This window comes from Nitrobacter sp. NHB1, assembly GCF_036964665.1.
GTDB lineage: Bacteria > Pseudomonadota > Alphaproteobacteria > Rhizobiales > Xanthobacteraceae > Nitrobacter.
The window spans coordinates 1,416,974-1,437,197 of record NZ_JBAMDA010000001.1; the positions used below are offsets into that span (position 1 = coordinate 1,416,974).

The 20,224-nt window shown below is 64.7% G+C and carries 17 protein-coding genes; 1 reads left to right on the top strand and 16 read right to left on the bottom strand.

The window, feature by feature from the left end:
- Window positions 1-193: 193 nt before the first annotated feature.
- The 13 genes from V4R08_RS06645 to V4R08_RS06705 form a co-directional block, all read right to left on the bottom strand.
- Window positions 194-1,765, bottom strand: coding sequence for a Do family serine endopeptidase (locus V4R08_RS06645; RefSeq protein WP_335578621.1), 1,572 nt, complete (start codon window positions 1,763-1,765; stop codon window positions 194-196).
- A 282-nt stretch (window positions 1,766-2,047) separates the two neighbouring features.
- Window positions 2,048-2,647 carry a cytochrome c-type biogenesis protein gene (locus V4R08_RS06650; RefSeq protein ID WP_335578622.1) on the bottom strand — a complete coding sequence of 200 codons (600 nt, stop codon included), beginning with the start codon at window positions 2,645-2,647 and terminating at the stop codon, window positions 2,048-2,050.
- Between the two features lie 7 nt (window positions 2,648-2,654).
- Window positions 2,655-4,637: a heme lyase CcmF/NrfE family subunit gene (locus tag V4R08_RS06655; protein WP_335578623.1), complete on the bottom strand. Its 1,983-nt coding sequence runs from the start codon at window positions 4,635-4,637 to the stop codon at window positions 2,655-2,657.
- Window positions 4,634-5,122, bottom strand: a complete 489-nt coding sequence (gene ccmE / locus V4R08_RS06660) for a cytochrome c maturation protein CcmE (protein WP_335578624.1) — start codon at window positions 5,120-5,122, stop codon at window positions 4,634-4,636. Before ccmE ends, V4R08_RS06655 begins: the two co-directional genes overlap by 4 nt.
- Before the next feature lie 34 nt (window positions 5,123-5,156).
- On the bottom strand, window positions 5,157-6,260 hold the full coding sequence (ccmI, locus tag V4R08_RS06665; protein WP_335578625.1) for a c-type cytochrome biogenesis protein CcmI: 1,104 nt from the start codon (window positions 6,258-6,260) through the stop codon (window positions 5,157-5,159).
- A 167-nt stretch (window positions 6,261-6,427) separates the two neighbouring features.
- Window positions 6,428-7,825, bottom strand: coding sequence for a hypothetical protein (locus V4R08_RS06670; RefSeq protein WP_335578626.1), 1,398 nt, complete (start codon window positions 7,823-7,825; stop codon window positions 6,428-6,430).
- 182 nt (window positions 7,826-8,007) lie between these two features.
- Window positions 8,008-8,442, bottom strand: coding sequence for an RT0821/Lpp0805 family surface protein (locus V4R08_RS06675; RefSeq protein ID WP_335578627.1), 435 nt, complete (start codon window positions 8,440-8,442; stop codon window positions 8,008-8,010).
- Between the two features lie 110 nt (window positions 8,443-8,552).
- On the bottom strand, window positions 8,553-9,950 hold the full coding sequence (locus tag V4R08_RS06680; protein WP_335578628.1) for an ATP-binding protein: 1,398 nt from the start codon (window positions 9,948-9,950) through the stop codon (window positions 8,553-8,555).
- Complete coding sequence (locus V4R08_RS06685) at window positions 9,940-10,611, bottom strand: response regulator transcription factor (protein ID WP_335578629.1); 672 nt, start codon at window positions 10,609-10,611, stop codon at window positions 9,940-9,942. Before V4R08_RS06685 ends, V4R08_RS06680 begins: the two co-directional genes overlap by 11 nt.
- 162 nt (window positions 10,612-10,773) lie before the next feature.
- On the bottom strand, window positions 10,774-11,025 hold the full coding sequence (locus tag V4R08_RS06690) for a hypothetical protein (RefSeq protein WP_335578630.1): 252 nt from the start codon (window positions 11,023-11,025) through the stop codon (window positions 10,774-10,776).
- A gap of 1 nt (window position 11,026) precedes the next feature.
- Window positions 11,027-11,422 carry a hypothetical protein gene (locus V4R08_RS06695; RefSeq protein ID WP_335578631.1) on the bottom strand — a complete coding sequence of 132 codons (396 nt, stop codon included), beginning with the start codon at window positions 11,420-11,422 and terminating at the stop codon, window positions 11,027-11,029.
- Window positions 11,423-11,444: 22 nt separating this feature from the next.
- Window positions 11,445-11,684, bottom strand: a complete 240-nt coding sequence (locus V4R08_RS06700; protein ID WP_335578632.1) for a Pam3-gp28 family putative phage holin — start codon at window positions 11,682-11,684, stop codon at window positions 11,445-11,447.
- Between the two features lie 50 nt (window positions 11,685-11,734).
- A complete protein-coding gene (locus V4R08_RS06705) occupies window positions 11,735-12,397 on the bottom strand; it encodes a glycoside hydrolase family 19 protein (RefSeq protein WP_335578633.1) in 663 nt (220 codons plus the stop codon).
- 181 nt (window positions 12,398-12,578) lie between these two features.
- On the opposite strand from V4R08_RS06705, the gene V4R08_RS06710 reads away from it, so the two are divergent.
- Window positions 12,579-14,387, top strand: a complete 1,809-nt coding sequence (locus V4R08_RS06710; RefSeq protein WP_335578634.1) for a D-glucuronyl C5-epimerase family protein — start codon at window positions 12,579-12,581, stop codon at window positions 14,385-14,387.
- Between the two features lie 98 nt (window positions 14,388-14,485).
- On the opposite strand, the gene V4R08_RS06715 is transcribed toward V4R08_RS06710, so the two are convergent.
- From V4R08_RS06715 to V4R08_RS06725, 3 genes are read right to left on the bottom strand one after another with little or no spacing between them, the layout of a single operon-like run.
- Window positions 14,486-15,916 carry a DUF2793 domain-containing protein gene (locus V4R08_RS06715; RefSeq protein ID WP_335578635.1) on the bottom strand — a complete coding sequence of 477 codons (1,431 nt, stop codon included), beginning with the start codon at window positions 15,914-15,916 and terminating at the stop codon, window positions 14,486-14,488.
- Between the two features lie 6 nt (window positions 15,917-15,922).
- On the bottom strand, window positions 15,923-19,777 hold the full coding sequence (locus tag V4R08_RS06720) for a baseplate multidomain protein megatron (RefSeq protein ID WP_335578636.1): 3,855 nt from the start codon (window positions 19,775-19,777) through the stop codon (window positions 15,923-15,925).
- Window positions 19,777-20,223, bottom strand: a complete 447-nt coding sequence (locus V4R08_RS06725; RefSeq protein WP_335578637.1) for a C40 family peptidase — start codon at window positions 20,221-20,223, stop codon at window positions 19,777-19,779. The genes V4R08_RS06720 and V4R08_RS06725 overlap by 1 nt, the downstream gene beginning before the upstream one ends.
- Window position 20,224: the final 1 nt, after the last annotated feature.

Below are 20,224 nucleotides of genomic sequence, written 5' to 3' on the forward strand. Positions count from 1 at the left end.
CTTCCGACGGAGGGGGGCTGTTCCCATCGGAAGGAAACTCAAGGGGACGGGCTTTTGGCCCATCCCCCGGAAAGTGCCGTCAGCGGGGGCGACCGGTGCCGGCGACGCTTCCCACCTCTTGCAGGACTCGCACCTGTTTTTGATTGAGCATGATCTTATCCGAAAACCGGTCTCCACTTTTCGGGATCATGCTCTAACCCTTCGCGATCGGAACCGCGACGAAACGCGCCGTACCGCCGGTGCGAACCCGCATCAAAACACTGTTCTTGTGGTCCGCGTGCGCCGCTTTGATCGCCTCGCGCACGTCCTCAGAACTGGAGACGTTCTTTCCCGCAACCTCGAGGATCACGTCGCCTTCCTTGAAGCCGCGATCTGCGGCGGCGCTCTTCGGATCGACATCGATGACGACGACACCCGCTGTGCCGGCGCCCGCAACCGACCCCGCCGGGGCAACCGTCATGCCGAGCCTGGGAACGTCGTCGCCATGCGACGGCCCGTGGTCATCGCCGTACCGATCGGCCTTTGCGCCCACGGTGTTCGGCAAGGTGCCGAGCGTCAGGTTGACGACCTTGTTGTTCCCCTTGTGCAGAATGTTCAGCTTGATCGAGGTCCCCGGCGCAAGGCCGCCGATGGTCCGCGCCAGTTCGCGCGCATCCTTGACGGTAGCGCCGTTGACCGCCGTGATCACGTCGCCGGACTCGATGCCGGCCTTGGCCGCCGGGCTGTCGGCCTGCGGCTCGGCCACCAGCGCACCTTCGGCTTTCTTGAGGCCGAGGCTGTCGGCGATGTCCGCGGTCACCGGCTGGATCTGGACGCCGATCCATCCGCGGCTCACCGAACCCTTGGCCTTGAGCTGCGCGACGACGCTCTTCACGGTGTTGGCGGGAATCGAAAACGCAATACCGACGCTGCCGCCGGAAGGCGAATAGATCGCGGTGTTCACGCCGATGACGTCGCCCTTCATGTTGAAGGCCGGGCCGCCGGAGTTGCCCTTGTTCACGGGCGCGTCGATCTGGATGAAATCGTCATAGGGACCGTTGCCGATGTCGCGGCCGATAGCCGACACGATGCCGGCGGTCACGGTGCCGCCGAGGCCGAACGGGTTGCCGACCGCGAGCACCCAGTCGCCGATCCGCGCCTTGTCGTCCGACAACTTCGCAAACGGGAAATTCGAACCGCCCTCGACCTTGATCAGGGCAATGTCCGTGCGCGGATCGGTTCCGATCACCTTGGCGCTGTAGGTCTTGCCGCTATCGGTCGTGACTTCGACCTTGTCCGCGTCGTCGACGACGTGGTTGTTGGTTACGGCATAGCCATCGGCCGAAATGAAGAAGCCGGAGCCCTGTCCCGTCACGACGCCGTGGCCATGTCGGCCATGCATTCCCGGCGGCAGACCGTCCGGTCCGCCAAAGCGGCGGAAGAACCGTTCCATCGGAGAACCCGGCTGGAACGGCGAATCGTCGTCGCCGACGATCACCTTGTCCTTCATACGGACCTTGACCGAAATCACCGACGGCTTCACGCGCTCGACGATATCCGCAAAGCCGATCGGCTGGGCGACCTTGCTGACGTCGTTGGCGACCTGCGCATGAGCCGGAGTGGTGAAGAGATCGGCTTTGTCCGTCGGAGGACTGAACCCGTATGCGGCCAGGCCGAGGCCGGCAACGGCCGACGCCATCAGCGCGAACTTGCGCGCGGTAAGCTCGGAACGGCGGGCGGGCTTGGGCGGAGAAGGCGGCGAGAGATCAGTGGGCCTGTCGGTCATGCGGGGTCTCCAGAACCAGTTTGAAATATAAGTGCCGAAGGCAGCACTTCATGGTTTGAAGATGGGGATTTGCGCCTTACAGCGGGCTGGCCGGGAAATTAATGTTTCGTAACAATGGGCGAGCGCCCTCGTGCGGCTGTTTGGTGCACGGCTAAAGTTATTTCAGCTTTGATGGAGATATGGAGTCAAAGCCGGGCTCCACAGCTTTTTGTTTTGACGCGCACTGGTACCCATCCACGGGTCAAGCCCGAGGACATGCTTCGCTCGGAAAACGCTATAGCGCTAGACCGGTTCGCCCGCAGACGATTCCGTCGCCACCAGCTTCGCGAGCCGCGCCTCTTCTTCCTCGCTCAATCGCGGCGGCGCATCCGCGGCTGCCTGCATCGCTTTCGAGCGTCGCCGGCTGAATCCCAAAAGCCCGAGTCCGCCGCCCACCAGAAGCAGCGGAGTCAGCAGCCAGAGCAGCAACGTGCTCTTCTCGAACGGCGGCTTCAGCAGCACGAAGTCGCCGTAACGGGCGACCAGAAAGTCCAGCACCTGCTGATTGCTGTCGCCCGCCGCGATGCGCTCGCGCACCAGCAGGCGGAGGTCGCGCGCCAGCGGTGCCGCGGAATCGTCGATCGACTGGTTCTGGCACACCATGCAGCGCAATTCGCGCGACAGGGTGCGTGCGCGCGCTTCCTGCGCGGGGTTGGACATGATCTCGTCTGGCTGCACCGCATGGGCGGGAGACGCCATCGCGAGCGCGAGGCAAAGGAGTGCGCCGAAAACAGGCAGGAGCCTGCCCCGCGCACGGAACAGTCCCTGCCAACGGGTCGGCGCACAGCGCCGCCCGACGACAAGCTCCGGCGCGAACCACAGTCTTTGCATGAGTCCATGCATGACGGTCTCACTCCGCCGGCTGGAGTATGCGGCTGACCTTCGCCGGTTTCGGCGCGCCAACCCGCAGACGGCGGTCGGACAGCGACAGCGCGCCGCCAAAGGCCATCAGAACCGGCCCGAACCAGATCAACAGCACCATCGGTTTGTGGTAGATGCGCACCGCGACCGAGCCATCGGCGGCGGTATCGCCGAGCGAGATGTAGAGCTGGCTCGCGCCCCGCGTCAGCAGCGCGGCTTCCGTAGTGGACGCCGCGCGCGTGGTGAAGTTGCGCTTCGATGGCGTCATCACCGCGATCGGTTGCCCGTCCTTGCTCACGGCGAAGCGTGCAACCTGTTCCCGGAAGTTGGATCGCTGCCGCTGCACCGTGCCCTCGAAGGTCAGACTGTAGCCGCCGACCTGCGCCACGTCGTTCTTCTTCATGGAGGCGATGTATTCGGTGTTCCAGGTGGTCTCGCAGACGATGCCGATCAGGGCCACGCCGAGACCGGCGTGGGCGAAGACGCTGCCCCAGGTCGAGCGCGGCAGTCCCTTCGCGCGGCGGAACGACACCGGAAGCGACGCACGAAACAGGTTGATGCGCTCGGCGAGATCGCTCAGCGCACCCAGAATCACGTACACGGCGAGTCCGATCGCCAGTGGCGCGAAGGTGCTGCCGCCGCGCGTCCATGCCCACAGCACGGCCACCGCGATCACGCCGCCGATCCCGGCGGCCATCAACCGTTGCGAGGCGCCGGCCAGATCACCGCGCTTCCACGCCAACATCGGGCCGAACGGCACCGCGATCAGCAACGGGACGAACAAGGGAGCGAATGTCAGGTTGAAGAACGGCGCGCCGACCGAAATCCTGCTGCCGGTGATGACCTCGAGCGCCAGCGGATACAGCGTGCCGATGAAGACGGTAGCGCAGGCCGTGGTCAGGAACAGGTTGTTGAGCACGAGCGCGCCCTCGCGCGAGATCGGCGCGAACAACCCGCCCTGCTTCAAGGAGGAGGCCCGCCAGATATACAAGGACAGGCTGCCGCCGATGAAGGTGCACAGGATTAACAGAATGAAGACGCCGCGCGTCGGATCGGTGGCGAAGGCATGGACCGATGTCAGCACGCCGGAGCGCACCAGGAAGGTGCCGAGCAGCGACAGCGAGAAGGTCAGGATCGCAAGCAGGATGGTCCATACCCGGAGCGCGTTACGCTTTTCCATCACCACCGAGGAATGCAGCAGCGCCGTTCCGGCCAGCCACGGCATCAGCGATGCGTTCTCGACCGGATCCCAGAACCACCAGCCGCCCCAGCCGAGTTCGTAGTAGGCCCAGTACGACCCCATCGCGATTCCAAGCGTCAGGAAGATCCACGCCATCAGCGTCCATGGCCGCACCCAGCGCGCCCAGGCGGCATCGATGCGCCCTTCGATCAGAGCGGCGATGGCGAAAGAGAACGAGATCGAGAATCCGACATAGCCGAGATAGAGCATCGGCGGATGCACCGCGAGGCCGATATCCTGTAGCACCGGATTGAGATCGCGGCCTTCCAGCGGCGGATTGACGAGCCGCATGAACGGATTCGAGGTCAGCAGGATGAACAGATAGAACGCGGTCTGGATCCAGCCCTGAACCGCCAGCACATGGGCGCGCAGCGACAGCGGAAGATTATTGCCGAACGCGGCGACCAGCCCGCCGAACAGCGCGAGGATCGTCACCCACAACAGCATGGAGCCTTCGTGATTGCCCCAGACGCCGGTGATCTTGTAGAGCATCGGCTTCAGCGAATGGGAATTCTCGAACACGTTGACGACCGAGAAGTCGGAAGTGACGTGCAGCGTCACCAGCGCGAGGAACGAAACGGCGACGAACAGCAGTTGCGCAAGCGCGGTCGAGCGCGCGACGTTCATCAGTGCGCCGTCGTGCAGTCTCGCGCCGATGATCGGCACCGTGGACTGGATCAGCGCAAGGCCAAGCGCCAGCACCAGCGCATAATGTCCGGCTTCAGCGATCATTGCGATACCCCCTGCTTGCCTGAGGCTTCAACAGCTTTGGCTTGCGCGCCATAGTCGTCTTTCCAGTGGCCTTGCTTTTTAAGGGCATCCGCGACCTCCTTCGGCATGTAGGTCTCGTCATGCTTGGCCAGCACGGTGTCGGCCCGAAACACGCCAGAACTGTCGAGCGCACCCTCGGCAACCACGCCCTGCCCTTCGCGGAACAGGTCCGGCAGGATGCCCTTATAGGTAACCGGAAGCGTCGCGCTTCCGTCGGACACTTTGAATTTGACCATGAGATTGTCGCCGCGGACCAGCGAGCCATCCTGCACCAGCCCGCCCAGCCGGAAGCGCTGGCCCGGCTGAATGTGCTGTTCCGACACCATCACCGGCGTCGAGAAAAACACGATGGAGTCGCGCAGTGCATTCAGCACCAGCGCGACAGCGATTCCGAGCACCACGAGCGATCCGCCGATCATCGTCAAACGCCGCTGCTTACGAGTCATGCCGTTTCACCTGTGCGCAAAGTGAACACCTTGGTCATCCATCTATCCCAAGCGCCTTGAGCCCTTCGTTGAGCTGGCGCAAACCCGCTTCATTCTGTCCGAGCGCGCGACGGGCGTCGTCGCGCACGGTGCGCGACTTCTCCGGCTCGTTGAGCACCTTATAGGCGCGGGCCAGACGCAGCCATCCCTCGACATCGTTGCCGTTCTGCTTCAGGCGCGTCGCAAGCCTGCCGACCATTTTGTGGATCATCGCGGATCGATCCGCTTCATTCATGCCGCTCGCCGCGGCCACCGCGCCCTGCGTCGGACCCGGCGCGCCGCCCCGGACCTGCCCCAGCGCCTGCTGCACGGTGCCACGCCACTGCGCGTCCGCAGGCGCATCGGCCAGCAGGGCCTGCCAGATCTTTGATGCGTCGGCGGTACGGCCGTCCTGCTCCGCGGCCATTCCGAGGAAAAAGCGCGCCTTCGCCTCCTGGGGATTCAGGGCGACCGCCCGCTCGAACTCCTTTTTCGCGTCGGCGGTGACAATGCCATTGGCGGCCCCGGCGATCGCCGCACCGAGATCGGCGCGGCGATCGCTGGTTTCACCCTCGTAGGTGATCACGTTGCGATAGGCGCGCGCTGCGTCGTCGAAGCGGCCGAGTTTTGCCAGCACCGGCGCCAGCACGGTCCAGCCGCGGCCATCGGTGGGATTTTTTTCCAGGTGCGATTCGACCTGCTCCACGAGGTTTTCGAGCGGCTGCGATGCGTCGGCTGATTGAACGCGATCCGCGAGCGGGAAATCAGGCAGTCGCGGCGATCCGAGCGGCAAGTAGACGCCGAGCGCCAAAACGGGAATCCCGACCAGCGCGAAGACCGCCACCGCGCGTCGCAGCCAGAGTTTAGACGCTTGCGGCTGATGGCTTTCCGCATCGGCCGCCTCCAGAAGACGCCGCCCGATCTCGACCCGCGCCGCGGCTGCCTCCGGCGCGCCGATCAGGCCCGCATCGGCATCACGCCCGACCTCGGCGAGTTGATCCTGGTAGACGGTGGTCTCGCTGCCTCCCGGGCTCCGCGGCCTGGCCGAGCGACCGAGCGGCCACAGCACAGCAAAGGCCGCTCCAGCGGTCATCAGCGCAAACACAAACCACAGCGTCATTTCATCATGGTTCCGGTGAACCGGCGCAGGAAACGGCCGACCCGATGGCGGGGTTACATCACGACTGGAAGGGGGAAGCAATTGACAATTGCGGCACAATTGGCGGTGAGTACCAGCAACCCTATGATTTTTATTATAGTTTGGGTTCAGAAGCGCGATTGACGGACTTAACTCGCCCGCGACGACGTCTTGCGTTCGACCGTGAGCGCGTTGTCGGCCGCCCGGCTCATCAGCGACGAATAATCCTGGCCGAACAGAACCTCACAGAAGCGAATCGCCGCCTTGACCTGCTGCTGCCGGAACGCGCGGACGCGCTCATCGCCGTTGCGGAGCGATTCCACCAGGGTTTCGGCGGTCCGTTCAACGTAATGCTGCAAATCCGAATAGGTGCGCATCGTGACCTCGTTAATGGCCAGTTCGCTGGCGTAGGTCCGGCACACCGCGACGAAATCGATCAACGCGGCGGTTTCCTCGACCTCGATCGGGTCGAGCCGCGCTCCGGGCGGAATGTCCTTGTCGGACCGCTGGCGGAGCAGACGCCTCACCCGGCCGGAGACGCCGTCGATTTCCGATTGCAGGCCATTGGAAATATCGACCCTGATCGCCGCGAGCTGACGGCCCCAGCTTGAATCGGCGCGGATATCGAGTTCGGTCCGCAGCCCCCGGACACCATCGTACACGGTCTTGAGATGTTCGGAGACATTTTCGAAACGTCCGCGCCGGATGTCGGCACGCAGACCGGCCGAAGTCCGCGACAAATCGTCGAGCGCCAGCGTGACCGCCACGCCATAAGGCGTCGTCGCCACCCGGATCTCGTCGTCCGAACCCGCGACCCTGATCGCCAGGCGGACGATCTGCCACGATGCCGACAACCGTTGCATCACCAGCGATAGCGCGAACGGCAGCGCCAGCGGGGTTTGCAGGGAGGGAACGTTGAGCGCGGTCACCAGGGCGGCGATCTGCGCCTCTCCGAAGACGCGCAGAAAACCCGGCAGCCGGCCATTGAGGGTATCGAGGGCCTCGCGGGCGTTCAGAACCGCTCCGATCGCGGCCAGATCTTCAACGACGCTGGGACCGCCGATACGGCCCAGCGCCCGCTGGCGGTCAGGACCGGCTCCGTCCGCAAAGATCCGCTGAATGGCGGCTGCAGCCGCCGCCTGGAAGGTCCGCGCTGCCGCCTCGATCCCGGACGCCGACACGGCTTCAGCCGTGAGCACGGCCTCGAACGCACGCGCGGCATCCGCCGCGCCGTCCTGCGCCAGCCACTGCCAGACCGGCATGAGCGACGTGCGCCGGATCTGCCCGGGGCGCGGCGCGGAGCCGCCTTCAACGAGAAACGGTTCCAGCGGACGGAACAGATGCCAAGCCGGATCGTCGCCCCGCGGCCGCTCGCCGCCATCCGATCTACGGGCGATCCTGCGCAGCTCCCCGAGCACGAAGCTGGCGACCGCGGCATCTTCACCGCGCTCGACGGCGCGCTCGAACTCCCGCATCAGCAGCGCCTGCGACTTCGGCGGGAGCTGCGCGAGATAGTTCCTCAGCCGTTCGATCGAGGCCTGGTCCATGCATACCAATCTTGACGCGAACGATCGCGCGCCGGAAGGGCCGGTGGCATGTCATAGCAGGAGCGGTCTTAAGGATGGGTTGACCAAAGGCGGACGACGTCAGGCGGTGACACTCTTTTCGCAAAAAGAGCGTGCCACGACAAAAGGATAGGCGCGGCTTTTGATTCAGCCTTGTCGCCGGATCAGCCCACCGCAGCCCAGCGCCCATCGGCGTTCCGGCAGGCGGTTTTGCGCACGGTTTCGAGCTGGCTGCCGATCGTGACGGTGTGGGAGTAGCCGCGGCAGGTCTCGCCCTTCAGCTCATACTCCGGACCGGCGACGATATTGCCATGGCGGCCGGTATCCGGATTGCGCCAGGCAATCGGCGCGCCGGGCGCGCCGTGTTCCAGGGCATCGATCTGGGCCCGATAGGCCAGCCGCCGGTCGCCGTCATCAAGTGCCGAACCGAGTTTCGGTCCGATCAGTCCGCCGAGCGCGGTCGCCGTCGCCGTCGCCGCATACCCGCGCGCGGGATCGGTCAGCAGCCCCGGACCGTCGGAGCCGCCGGAACTCGTCATGTCGCAGCCGCCGAGAGCGAGCGCCACCGCAACAACCAACAGCCTATTCGTTTTGCTCATGACCCCTCCGGCGCCCACCCGCCGGGACGATTCTGCATCCGGTCGCACAGGAGCGGGCAATTCGGGCGGGACTGCGGCGGTGCGGCCGCTCGTCTCCGCTCAGCGGACTATCATGCCGCCGGCAGCACCAGTTCGGCCCGCAGGCCGCCGATCGGCGCCGAGCCGAGCGTCAGGCTGCCGCCATAAAGGGCCGCGAGATCGGTGACGATCGACAACCCCAGTCCCGATCCCGGCTTGGTCTCGTCGAGCCGCCGGCCGCGCTGCGAGGCCTGCATCCGCTCGGCATCCGACAGTCCGCTGCCGTCATCGTCGACGACGATGTGCAGCATCGCCGGCCCGGCTCCGGCAATTGGAGACACGGATGCCTCGATGAACACCCGCGACCGCGCCCATTTGCAGGCATTGTCGACAAGGTTGCCGGCCATTTCCTCAAGGTCCTGGCGCTCGCCGCGGAATTTCGCCGCCGCGCTGAGGTCGACCTCGATGGCAACGCCGCGGTCGCGGTGAATCTTCTCCATGGTCCGGCGCAGCGCCTCGATGACGGGCGCGACATCGGTCACCGTTGCAACGACGGTGAGTCGCGCGGCGATGCGGGCGCGCTCCAGATGATGGACCACCTGATTGCGCATGACCTCGGCCTGTTCGAGCACCTTGGCGGCGAAGGGATCGCGCTCGTGCGCGTTGGCTTCGTTGATGATGACCGAGAGCGGCGTCTTGACCGCGTGCGCGAGATTGCCGACATGGGTGCGGGCGCGCTCGACGATCTCGCGGTTGGCATCGATCAGCGCATTGGTCTCGCGGGCGAGCGGCGCGATCTCGACCGGAAACTCGCCCTCCAGCCGCTCGGCGCGGCCGGACCGGATGTCGGCGATGGCGTCTGAAATGCGTTTCAGCGGAGCGAGACCGAATCGCACCTGAAAGATCGTGGTCAGCAGCAGCCCGATCGTGAGCGCGGCAAACGTGCCGCCGAGGTAATAGTCGAAGGTCCGCGTTTCATCGAAAATCTCGGTGGCGTCTCCGGCCACCGTGACGCGGAACTTGCCGTCGGCGCCGAGATCGACCGGCCGCTCCACCATGCGCAGGGTCTGCCCTTCGGGGCCGTCGACATAGCCGACGCGGACCCCCGACGAAGAGAGCTCGATGCCCTGATCCTCCAGCTTCGGCAGCTTCTTGTCCCACAGCGAGCGGGACGCACGAATCTCTTTTTTGTCCGGATCGGTGCGGACGATCTCCCAGTACCAGCCCGACAGCGGCAGATCGAACAGCGGCTCGCCGAGCGACTGGAACTGGTGATCGAGCGGCTCGTCCGGCGTCGCCGCTTCGGCGATCAGGGTGCGGAGATAGAGATTGAGGCGGCGGTCGAAGGCGCGCTCGGACGCCGCGCGATAGACCGACGACAGCACCACGCCGGTGATAAACAGAATAACCACCACCCAGGCGGTCGCGGACAGGAACAGCCGCGTTGCGAGCGAATTCGAGCGGCCGCCCCGAAATCGCCTAGCGCGCATCTGCCGGCGGCGTCAGCAGGTAGCCGAGCCCGCGGACCGTCTGGATGATATCGACGTCCAGCTTCTTGCGGATGCGGCCGACAAAGACTTCAATGGTGTTGGAGTCGCGATCGAAATCCTGATCGTAGAGATGCTCGACCAGCTCGGTGCGCGACACCACCCTCCCGGTATGATGCATGAGATAGGCGAGCAGCCGGTATTCATGCGATGTCATCTTGACCGGATTGCCGCCGACGCTGACGCGCCCGGTGCGGGTATCCAGCGTCACCGGCCCGCAGGACAGTTCGGATTGCGCATGTCCGGTGCTCCGCCGCAGCAGCGCGCGAATCCGCGCCAGAACTTCCTCGAGATGGAAGGGTTTTGCGACATAATCGTCGGCGCCGGCGTCGAATCCCTGCACCTTGTCGCTCCAGCGGTCGCGTGCGGTGAGAATCAGGACCGGCATGGTGCGGTCATTGCGCCGCCAGGCCTCCAGCACCGAAATGCCGTCCATCTTCGGCAGGCCGATATCGAGCACGACGGCGTCATACGGTTCGCTGTCGCCGAGGAAATGCCCCTCCTCGCCATCGAACGCTCGGTCGACCACATAACCGGCGTCGGTCAGCGCCGTCGTGAGCTGACGATTGAGATCGGGATCGTCTTCGACGACGAGAAGGCGCAAGGCAGGCTCCGCTGATTCCGGTTTGCCTGGCCAAGATGAACCGTCATCGTGTGAATGGCAAATGAACGCCAAAAGCCGCTTATACTCATATTTCGGTGCTCCTGCCGCCTCCGCAGGAAGCGGTCAGAGCCCGGCGCAGCCGCCCGGCTCTCCCCCCGGTGTTCACGTCGTGGTCGAGCCGTCGTCCGGCGGCAACGGGCTCAAAAACGCGTCGGCCGCCGCGTTGACCCGGGCCAGCACCGCGTCGATCTGCTCGGGCGTGGCGTTGCTGCCGCCGATCAGGCCGGCGATGGCCTGGACGTAGGGGATCGACGAGACCACGCCCTGCTCGATCGCGGGCGCGACCTTGACGATGGCGCTGACGATGGCTTCGGCGGCTGCGAGGCCGGCCTCGATTTCTGCTGCGGTGACCATGTTACCGTGCTCCCGATATGAGGACTTGCTGGACGCCGATCAGCGCCGACCGCGCCGCCGAGAGCGCGTTGGTGATGTCGACGGACGGATAGGCCTTCTGCAGCGCGACCAGATTGTTGACGGCGAGGCGCGCCTTGCGCATCGCCGCCTGCAACCTTTCGATCACCGACCGCCTGGCGCAGATGTTGGCCGCACCCGGCTCGGTGCCGGTCCGGCAAAGCGGCAGCGCCTTGTAGGCATTGGCGGCGTTCACCGCGACGCCGTAGGCGTTCTCGATGCCGTAGATCGTATTGAGCGCAACCGACGTGTTCAGATTCAGCGACGGCAGCGCGGCGGTCTGGCAACCTGCCAGCGCCAGACCGGAGACGACCGCTATCGCGGCGACAAGCTTTCGCATGAGACCTCCTGTTGTTGGTGGATTACCTGACCGCGCCGGTCGCGGCGCTGATGACCGGCACATCGGTCCGCGCCGCGGTGTCCGCGGTGGTCGCGCGGGTGCCGAACTTCACATAGAGGCCCCACGCCACGGTAAAGAGCGTGCCGATAGCGCCGATGATGCCGGTCACCTGATCGGAGGTGACCCAGCCCTTGCCGGTCGCGAAGCTGCCGGCTGCGATCAGCAGATAGCGCACGACCTGCCACACCGAATCCGATGTCATGTTGTATCTCCAACTATGCGTGTTGATTGCGCGAGACCGTCGCGCGGCGGTTAGATCGTCAGTGCGGCTTTCCATTTCGAAAGCCACGCCTTGCGTTGCGGCAGCCCGACAAACCCGCCGTTCAGCCGCTTTGTGACGCCGCGCAAATCGTCTTTCCGAGCGAACGTAAGACATCCGCAATTGACGAAATCGGCCACGCCGCACTCAAGGAAATAACGGGGATCGTTGACGAGGCCCGGCTCGCGAACGACATCGAGCCCGGTTGCCGCCGCCAGTCGTGCATAGCCTTCGCGCCCGGTCGTCTGCACCGCGCCGCGGCCGCGGAAATTCCAGCCGTCATCGGAGCCGGGGCGATTGCCCATGCGGCCGTTGTAGACCTTGTTGGCGAGCGCGCGCGGATTGTGCGCGTAAGGAGCAGCGCTGGCGGCGGTCGAAAAGCGCGACGGCCACACCTGCGTCATGCGGATCGCCGAATAGTTCAGGTTCTCTATCACCGCAGTCCCGGCCCCGCATTCGTGGCTGATCTGCGCCATGACATGCGCAATCAACAGCGGCGCGGCGATGCCGTGCTTGTCGAATACCGCGGGCGCCGTCGCCGTCATGCCCTCGATCAGCCCGGCGATACTGCTGTTGCCGCGCGGCCAAAGGCGCCGCAACGCCGCCTCGAAATCAGGCATAGCGGGAGCGCTCGCGGCCAAGGCTGCGCTGGGCATTGGATTGGTCCTTTTGGGTGGTTTACGACGGGATGCCGAGAGTCTGGGTTCGCGCCGGGTCGCCTCACGAATAACCGCTTGCAGCAGCGCGATCTGATCAATCGCGTGGCGGCCCATAATGGGGGGCAGCAAGCCCGAAACGATTTGTTGAACTCGGGGCTAATCGAGGCGGCCTGTCGCAATGGGACGCACGCAGCGGACATCACTCCATTGCAGCGACTACCCGGCCATCAATCATTGGGCCCAAGCGCTGGGCGGGCGCGTTGCATTAGAACCGGACACCAACTACTGTTCAAAAAAATTTTCAATTTCGGGCGGCTTTTACTTGTTCAGAATGATTGCCGCGACATTTGCGTTGATATCGTTGATGTGTTGCAACAACGCTGCTCACGCTCAAAAATCTCACCAATCTGAGATTCCGGGTTCCGTATTCAACTACGCTCCGGACGTTATTGGGCCTCTCATCTTCCGCCCGCGTGATACGGTCAAAACCGATTGGCAGGCCCTGATTACGAGAGGTAGTCCACTCACCTTCTCCACCCGGCTGCTTTCTCTCATGTATGCATTTCGCACTTCGCGCGATCCGCATATTCGATCGGACGTGGCTGAAGGACTCGACATTTTGCTCAATCGCTGGCCCACCGTGACTCGCGACGGAAAGCTCTTTCGCTGGAACTATAATCAGACATACGAATCCCATGCGCCCGGCTGGTGGTCAGGAATGGACGGCTTTCTCATGCCGGTTGTTTTTCTGGCCGCGTTTGAGACGTTCGATGATGCGAAGTATGTTGATCTCGCGCGGAAATCCCTGGAGTCGGCCTTGCTGTCGCCGACCGAGGGCGGCTCGATGTGGCGTTCGGAAGATGGATGCTGGATATCCGAGTATTCATGGCAGGGAATGAATGAGAGCGACGAGTTTTACGTCTTGAACGGCCATCTCTTTGGCCTCGAAGCATTGAAACTGGCTGCCATTGCGTTCAAAGACAAGCGATATGAGGAGGCCTTTCAATGCGGCCTCAAGGGTACGATGGCCCGAGCGGACCGCTTCGCGACACCCGACTGGTCACTCTACATGCTCAACAAGCCGACGATCGACCCACCTCACTACGTGATCTTCGAAACCTCGCAATATCGCGCCCTCTCGCGACTGACAGGCATTCCATTCTTTTCAGACGAGATGATTCGGAGGCAACGGGTTCTGAACAAGCACTACGCACCGTTCGTCGCAGAGGACGGGACCGTCATATTGTCGCGCATCGGCGCTCCTCACCCTTATCAGATAGACATTTATCAAAACAGGCTCACATGCACATTAGAGAACGGATCGGAATGGAGCGCCACGTCCGTTTCTGATGAAGCGCCCGTCAAGCGAGGCTTCATCACGGGGAAGCCGCCGGCGCGACCGACGCGCTGTTCATTGACCGCGCTCACTGGAGTGGGAATCGACGTTCTCCTGTACGAGAACAGCCCCGTTCAGCTCGCGGCTGGGCATCCGCAAGCCATTGAGACCAGCATTGATACCGACTACGACGCGTCGGACAAATCCGGGAGAACCGTTACAGTCTCTCCGAGCAAGAGCGACTCCGCCAATCCCGACAATTATCGCAGCAATTCAGCAAAGATCTCTCTTGTGGGAGATTTTCCCATAATCAATTCAGGCCTGTTCGGCATCGAGCTTGGGTCCGAGCGACGGTCCTCCATTGGAGTGACCCTTGTGGATGAGAAAGGCAACGAGTCCTTTCGTTACTATCCGGCCTTGCGCGCGGAACAGAAGACGCTGGTCCTGCTTTCGAAGATCGGCTTTCCTGACCATGAAAAGCTTCACAGCAAAATCAAGCGGATCGACGTCTGGCTATATACGGATACGGGCAACATGACCGATCAATCTGATTTCAAAATCGATGTCGGCAACGTTGTCATGTTCGCAAATCCAGTGCAGCTACGCGAATACATGGCGACCTCCGACTTTCAGCTTGAGATCGAACCATAACTATCGGACGGTTAGATAATATTCCACGCAGATGCTCGGCTACGGGAATATCAGCACCACCACAGCCTCGAAACACGAAACCGAGCATGTTGCGCACCTCACACATATTGCCCGCCGCTCGCGGTCGAGCCCGCCGCGTTGCCCGGCAGCGTGCCGCCCGATGAGCTAATGACGCCGTTCGAGATCGCCGAATAGCGCGTGCCGGTGGCCGCGCCGCTGTAGGTCACGCTGCCGCATTCGATCACGCCCGCGCCGGTGGCGATGGCGAATTGCGAGCTGAACGCCGGCGTGCCGGTCAGCGTGATGGTCACGCTCGGGGAATAGATCAGCCCCTGGTACGAGACGTTCCAGTGCCGACCCGCGCCGCCGGATATCGCATAGTTGCCGACCACGTTGACGGTGGCGCCAAGCGCGGCGCGGACATGGACGCCGGCCGCCGCGCCGAAATCCACGTTCGCGATTTCCACATAGGCGCCCTTGCCCTGGACGTTGAGCGCGTTGCCTGATGTCGCGGTCTGGATCTTCAGGCTGTTCAATCGATAGGACCCGGCGAAGCCGACGCCACTGAAGGCATCGGCGCCGGTCACGCTGATCAACGTATTGGCCGGCGTCGTCGCGTTGCCCTTGATGGTGACGCGCCCGGCTCCGGTCAGGGTTTTGAGGACCACCGCACCGGTGTAGGTGCCGTCCGCAAGCTGAACCGTCACGTCGTAGATCGACAGGTCGATCGCCGCAGCGGCATCGATCGCCTTCTGGATGGTCAGAAACGCGCCCCCGGAGCTGTTCGACAGCCCGTCATTGCCGTCGCTGCCGTCAGTGCGGACGTAATAAATGCGGTTTGCGGCAAGCACGTCGCGCGGGCCGCCATTGACGGGAAACGAGACCCGCCCGCTGGCCGCATCGAACACCATGGCCTCAAGCCAGCTCGATCCGTCCGCAGACACCTTGAGCTTGAATGCGTCGGCGCCGACCAGGCCGAACTCGGCGCGACCCGAAAAATTGTCCGAGAAGAATATCGACGCCGTATTGGCGGAGCTTTCCTTCGAGACCTGAAGCCGCATGTCGCCGGTGCCGCCGTCGGCGGCGGCGATGGCGGTAAACAGCGCGGCGTTGGATTTGACGCTGAGGAGATTGGGACTGCTGGCGGCGGTATTGACGCCGAGATGCGCCACATCATCGAACGACGCCGTGCCGCCCGCGCTCTGCCAGGCCGCGCCGTCGAACACGAACAGGCTGCTGTCAGCCGCCGACCAGATACACCATCCCGTCTTCGGCGCGAGGAACGCCCAGGCGCCGTCCTGCCAGGTCGCGATTGTATCGTCCTGTCCCGCCCACGCGCCGGTCGCGCCGCTTGCGACCACATGGCGTTCGCCGTCCGCCGGAGTGGATGGTGGCGCGGTGAGCGTCAGATCGAGCACGCCGATCTGGATCGCCGCGTCGAGAATACGCAGCGCCTCGTTATGGGTGACGTGCTTCTGCGCCTGGCTGCCGTCGATATACGGCAGCCCGAGATTCGGTGTGTCTGTCATGGCAACTCAGAGGGTGAGAGTAAGCTCAGTAGGATGGCCGGCGCCGACGGTCGCGGACATTTGCGCGACGCGAAGGTGCAGGCTGGTTTGCGGCGTGCCGAAGTCCGCCAGTTCGTCGGCGTCGGCGTAGAACGCCTCGGACGTGCTGCACGCGATACTGCGCACGACCGAGCCGCCGGAGACAATGTCGAGCGTGTAGGCCTCGCTGTCTTCGCCGAGCGGCACCTCAACGCCCCAGCCGTCGCCATCGATGCGCGTCCGGCGAATCCACGAGATGCGAACGCCGCCGCTCTCGCGCGACGCCTTGACGTGCACCGGCGACAGCGGCAGCAGCGCGGTCGGGCGCGGCGTCACCGTCAGGGCAACGGCGGTCGGATCGTCATGGTTGCGTCCGACGGCGGCGAGCCGCACCAGGATCGGACGATCCAGTGCATTCAATCCGCGCGCCAGCGGTATGAGGTGCGTGTCGAGCAGGACGAACGGCGCGCCCGATGGCAACACGTCAGTGATAGCGTATTCGCTGCCGGCCTGCCCGCGCAGCAAACGCGATAGTCTATAAGTGCTGCCGTCCACCAGCTCGGCATTGGCGAACTGCAAAACTTCCCAATCGCCCTCCGCGTTCTGTACCGCCGCCGCGTTGGCGCCCGCGAGCACGCGCGCATCGGATACCGACGTCAGCGCGCCGCCGTAGAGCCGCACGCGAAAGACATTGCCGCGATCCCATCGCCCGGCCGGCCCCGCCGGCAACGGGTCGAGCGTTTCACCCGATGTCGAGGGCGCTGGGATGATCGCGGCCGGCTGGAAGCTCGCGCCGTCGGGCGAGGTCCAGACGGTGACCGATGTCGGCCATGGACTGGCGAACACGGCGAGCCGCGTCAGGATCGGCGGCTGCGAGGAATCGATGGTCGGCAAATCGAGCACCGCCGCCTGCACCGGGCCGAGCGCCGCCGGTATCGCAGGCCGCGTTTGCCGTGGCGGCGACAGCGGCACCGAAAACACCTCGGGGTCGATGCTGCGCGCGTTCACCTGCCGCGCTTCGGCATCGAGCGTCGCGCCGATTTCAAACAGCCGCCGCCGCCCGTTGATCGTCACCGCGATCACGTCGCCCGGCGTCAGCGACAGGCATTGCGGACCGAGCGAGAACGCGGCGCTTTCGCGGCCGGCCCACAGATCCTGCAGCCAGACCTCGGCCCGCCGCGCCATCGCGGCGTCGTCGCTGACGACCGCGAGAGCGGAATGAACGCTCCGGTTCGATCCACCCGCCAGCCGGCGCGATGTCACAGCAGAGCGTCGGTAATCCACCGTGCCGTCGGTAAAACCGAAACCGGCTTCACGCGGCAGTTCGGTTTCCTGCGCGCGGGTCAGCCGCGCCAGCGCGCCATCGTCCGGCAGCACCAGATCGTCCTCGGCGAATTCGGCGACCGGCGCGCCGCCGCGCGAAACGAAGCGCAGCGTTCCGTCGGCGGCGGTCGCATCGAAGGCGTAGGCGCCGGCGAGCGGTTCGATCATGGCGCGCGGCGACATCGGCCGGTCGATCACGTAGCCGTCGCAACTCTCGCGCAGCGCCGAGCTGTCGGCACCGGTGACGCCGCAATCGGCGAGCAGCGCCTGCACCAGCGCGTCCATCGGCGCGGTGCCGAGACGCCCGGTGAGCCAGTGCCCGGTCTGCCAGTTCGGTCCGTCGCTCCAGACCTCGGTCGCGGCGGGAAACGCCGGATAGGGCCGCGCGTCCCAGGTCCACAGATGGATTGCGGACGGCTCGATCATGCGCCCGCCATAAACCGGAGAGACCGGATTGTCCGCGTCCGCCGCGCCGAACGAGGGATCCAGTTTGCCGAGGAAAGCTTGCAGATAGCGGCGCTGGATCAGGTCGTCGCGACTGCCGCTGGAGAAATACGGCATGTGGTTCTCCGACGATTTGGGATCGGGAAACACGCTCGGCTGGTTGGCGCCCTTGTCCACCGCCGGGCAGCCGACCTCGGTCAGCCACACCGGCTTGCTCTGCGGCCCCCACGCGGTTGGACTTGCGAGTTCGACGCCACCGATGCGCTCGTAATGCGGCGACGACCACCACGCCTTGATATCCTTGACGCGGAAGGTCCACGGCTTGCCGAGACCGTCGGTGATCGGCGTCCGGTTCTGCGCGGCGCGCGCGGTATCATCTGTGTAGTACCAGTCGAACCCCTCGCCGCCTGAGATGTTGCCCGCGAGATAGCCGACGTCATAGGTCGAAGCCGCAATGCTCGCATCGAGATGTCCGGCCTCGTCGCGCCAATCCGCCAGTGGTGCATAGTAATCGATGCCGACGGCATCGATCGCGCTTGACGCCCACAGCGGATCAAGCGGAAAGCGCACCTCCGAGGAGCCGGCATCGACCACGTCGGCGCCGTATTCGGTCCAGTCCGCGCCGTAAGTCACGATCGTCGACGCGCCGACGATGGCTTTCACCTCAGTCGCGAGCGTCACCAGCGCATCGACGGCAGGGTAAATGCCGCTACCGGAGCGCACGCGTGTCAGCGACCGCATCTCCGATCCGATCATGAAGGCGTCGACGCCGCCAACGGAGGCGACCAGGCTCGCATAGTGCAGGATCATGGTGCGATAATTCCAGCTTCCACCGGTAAAGAAGCTGCCGACCTGCGTCGCCGCCGCCGGTGCGCCTTGCGGCGAGCCCGGCCGCCCCGGCGCGGGATCGCAGGTGATGCGGCCGCGCCAGGGATAGGCCGGCTGCGACGACGCCCCGCTCCACGGATCGCTCAGGCCGTTGCCGGCCGGAATATCCATCATGATGAAGGGATAGAACGTGACCTTGAGGCCGCGCGCCTTCAACTCCGCGATCAGATGCCTCACGCTGTCGTCGGACGGCGTGCCGCCGAAGGCCGGACGGCCATCGACCTGCGACACCACATAAGCGCTCGCCCGCGTCACGCCCGCTACCGACCAGTTGGCGCCGCGGGTAAATTTGCTTGCACTGTCGACGCCGGGACGAACGAGGCAGCTTCCGGCGCGAAGGTCGGACCCGAACCATGCAACAACGACAGCCACACGTTCGAGATTCGGACACACGCCCTGGAGATCGTCGAGCGCCGCGATCACATCGGATTCGGCGTTCGGCGCGTGACGGTTTTCCGGCGCCGACTGACCGGGGCCGAGCCATCGCACGACAGTCGACGGCTCGTAGCCGAACTCGGTGGTGCCAGGGATCAGCGTCATCGCGCGCACCATCCGTTCGAGTTGGCCGATGGGACGGACGATCTCGAACGAGAGCTGCGGAATGCGGTTGCCGAACTTCGCCAGCGGCAGCCGCTCGAACACGATGTAGGCAAGCCCGCGATAGGCCGGTGCGTTGCCGGCGCCTTCTTTTGCCACAATCAGATCGTCCGGGGACTGATCCTCGGCGCCGCGATGAACGCGGAATGTCAGACCGGAGAGATCCAGCGGGCTGCCGTCGGCCCAGATCCGCCCGACCCGTCCGATCACGCCCTCGCAAAGGCCGACCGCGAAGTTGGCGAAATAACTGTAGGTGGTGGATGTCGTGCTCGGCCCGCTGAACAGACCGCCCTTGCCGCCGGACGACGAGGTCTCGCTGCTGACGACCTCTTCGAGCCGCGTCGCCCAGATCACCTGGCCGGACAGCCGCGCGCGGCCATAGACGCGCGGAATCGGCGCGCCTTCGGTCGAGGCCATCACGTCGAGATCGGCGAGCCGCGGCCCAACCACATTCTGGTTGCCGGGTCCGAACAGCTTGCGGTCAATGACGTTGCCGACCAGCGCGCCGGCGATGCGGCCCGCGATCGCGCCGGCCGGGCCGAACAACGCGCCGGCCGCGCCGCCCGCGACGGAAAGAACCAGCGCTGCCATCAGCCCAAAACTCCCGGAAAACGAAATGCGTAAGCCAGTCGCCGCCGCCACCACGGCGCCAGCGCGATCTCGCAGACGGCGGCGCCGTCGTGCGCATGAATCATGGTGCGTTCGCTCGATGCGATCGCGACATGCTTGGCGACGAAGCCGTCGCGCCAGCGGAACAGCAGCACGTCGCCAGGCTTGAGGTCGTCGAGCGCGCGAGGGACGAGATGACGCAACGCCGCCGCCGCCAGTGTCTCGTCGCCCTTTGCTTCGGCCCAGTCCGGCGCATAGGGCGGCATCGCTTCCGGCTCATCCCCGATGCAGTTGCGCCAGACCCCGCGCACGAGGCCAAGACAGTCGCAGCCGATACCCTTGAGCGAGGCCTGATGGCGATAGGGCGTGCCGATCCAGACGCGGGCTTCCGCGACGATGGCCGCGCGGGTCGTATGTGGGAAGGTCACG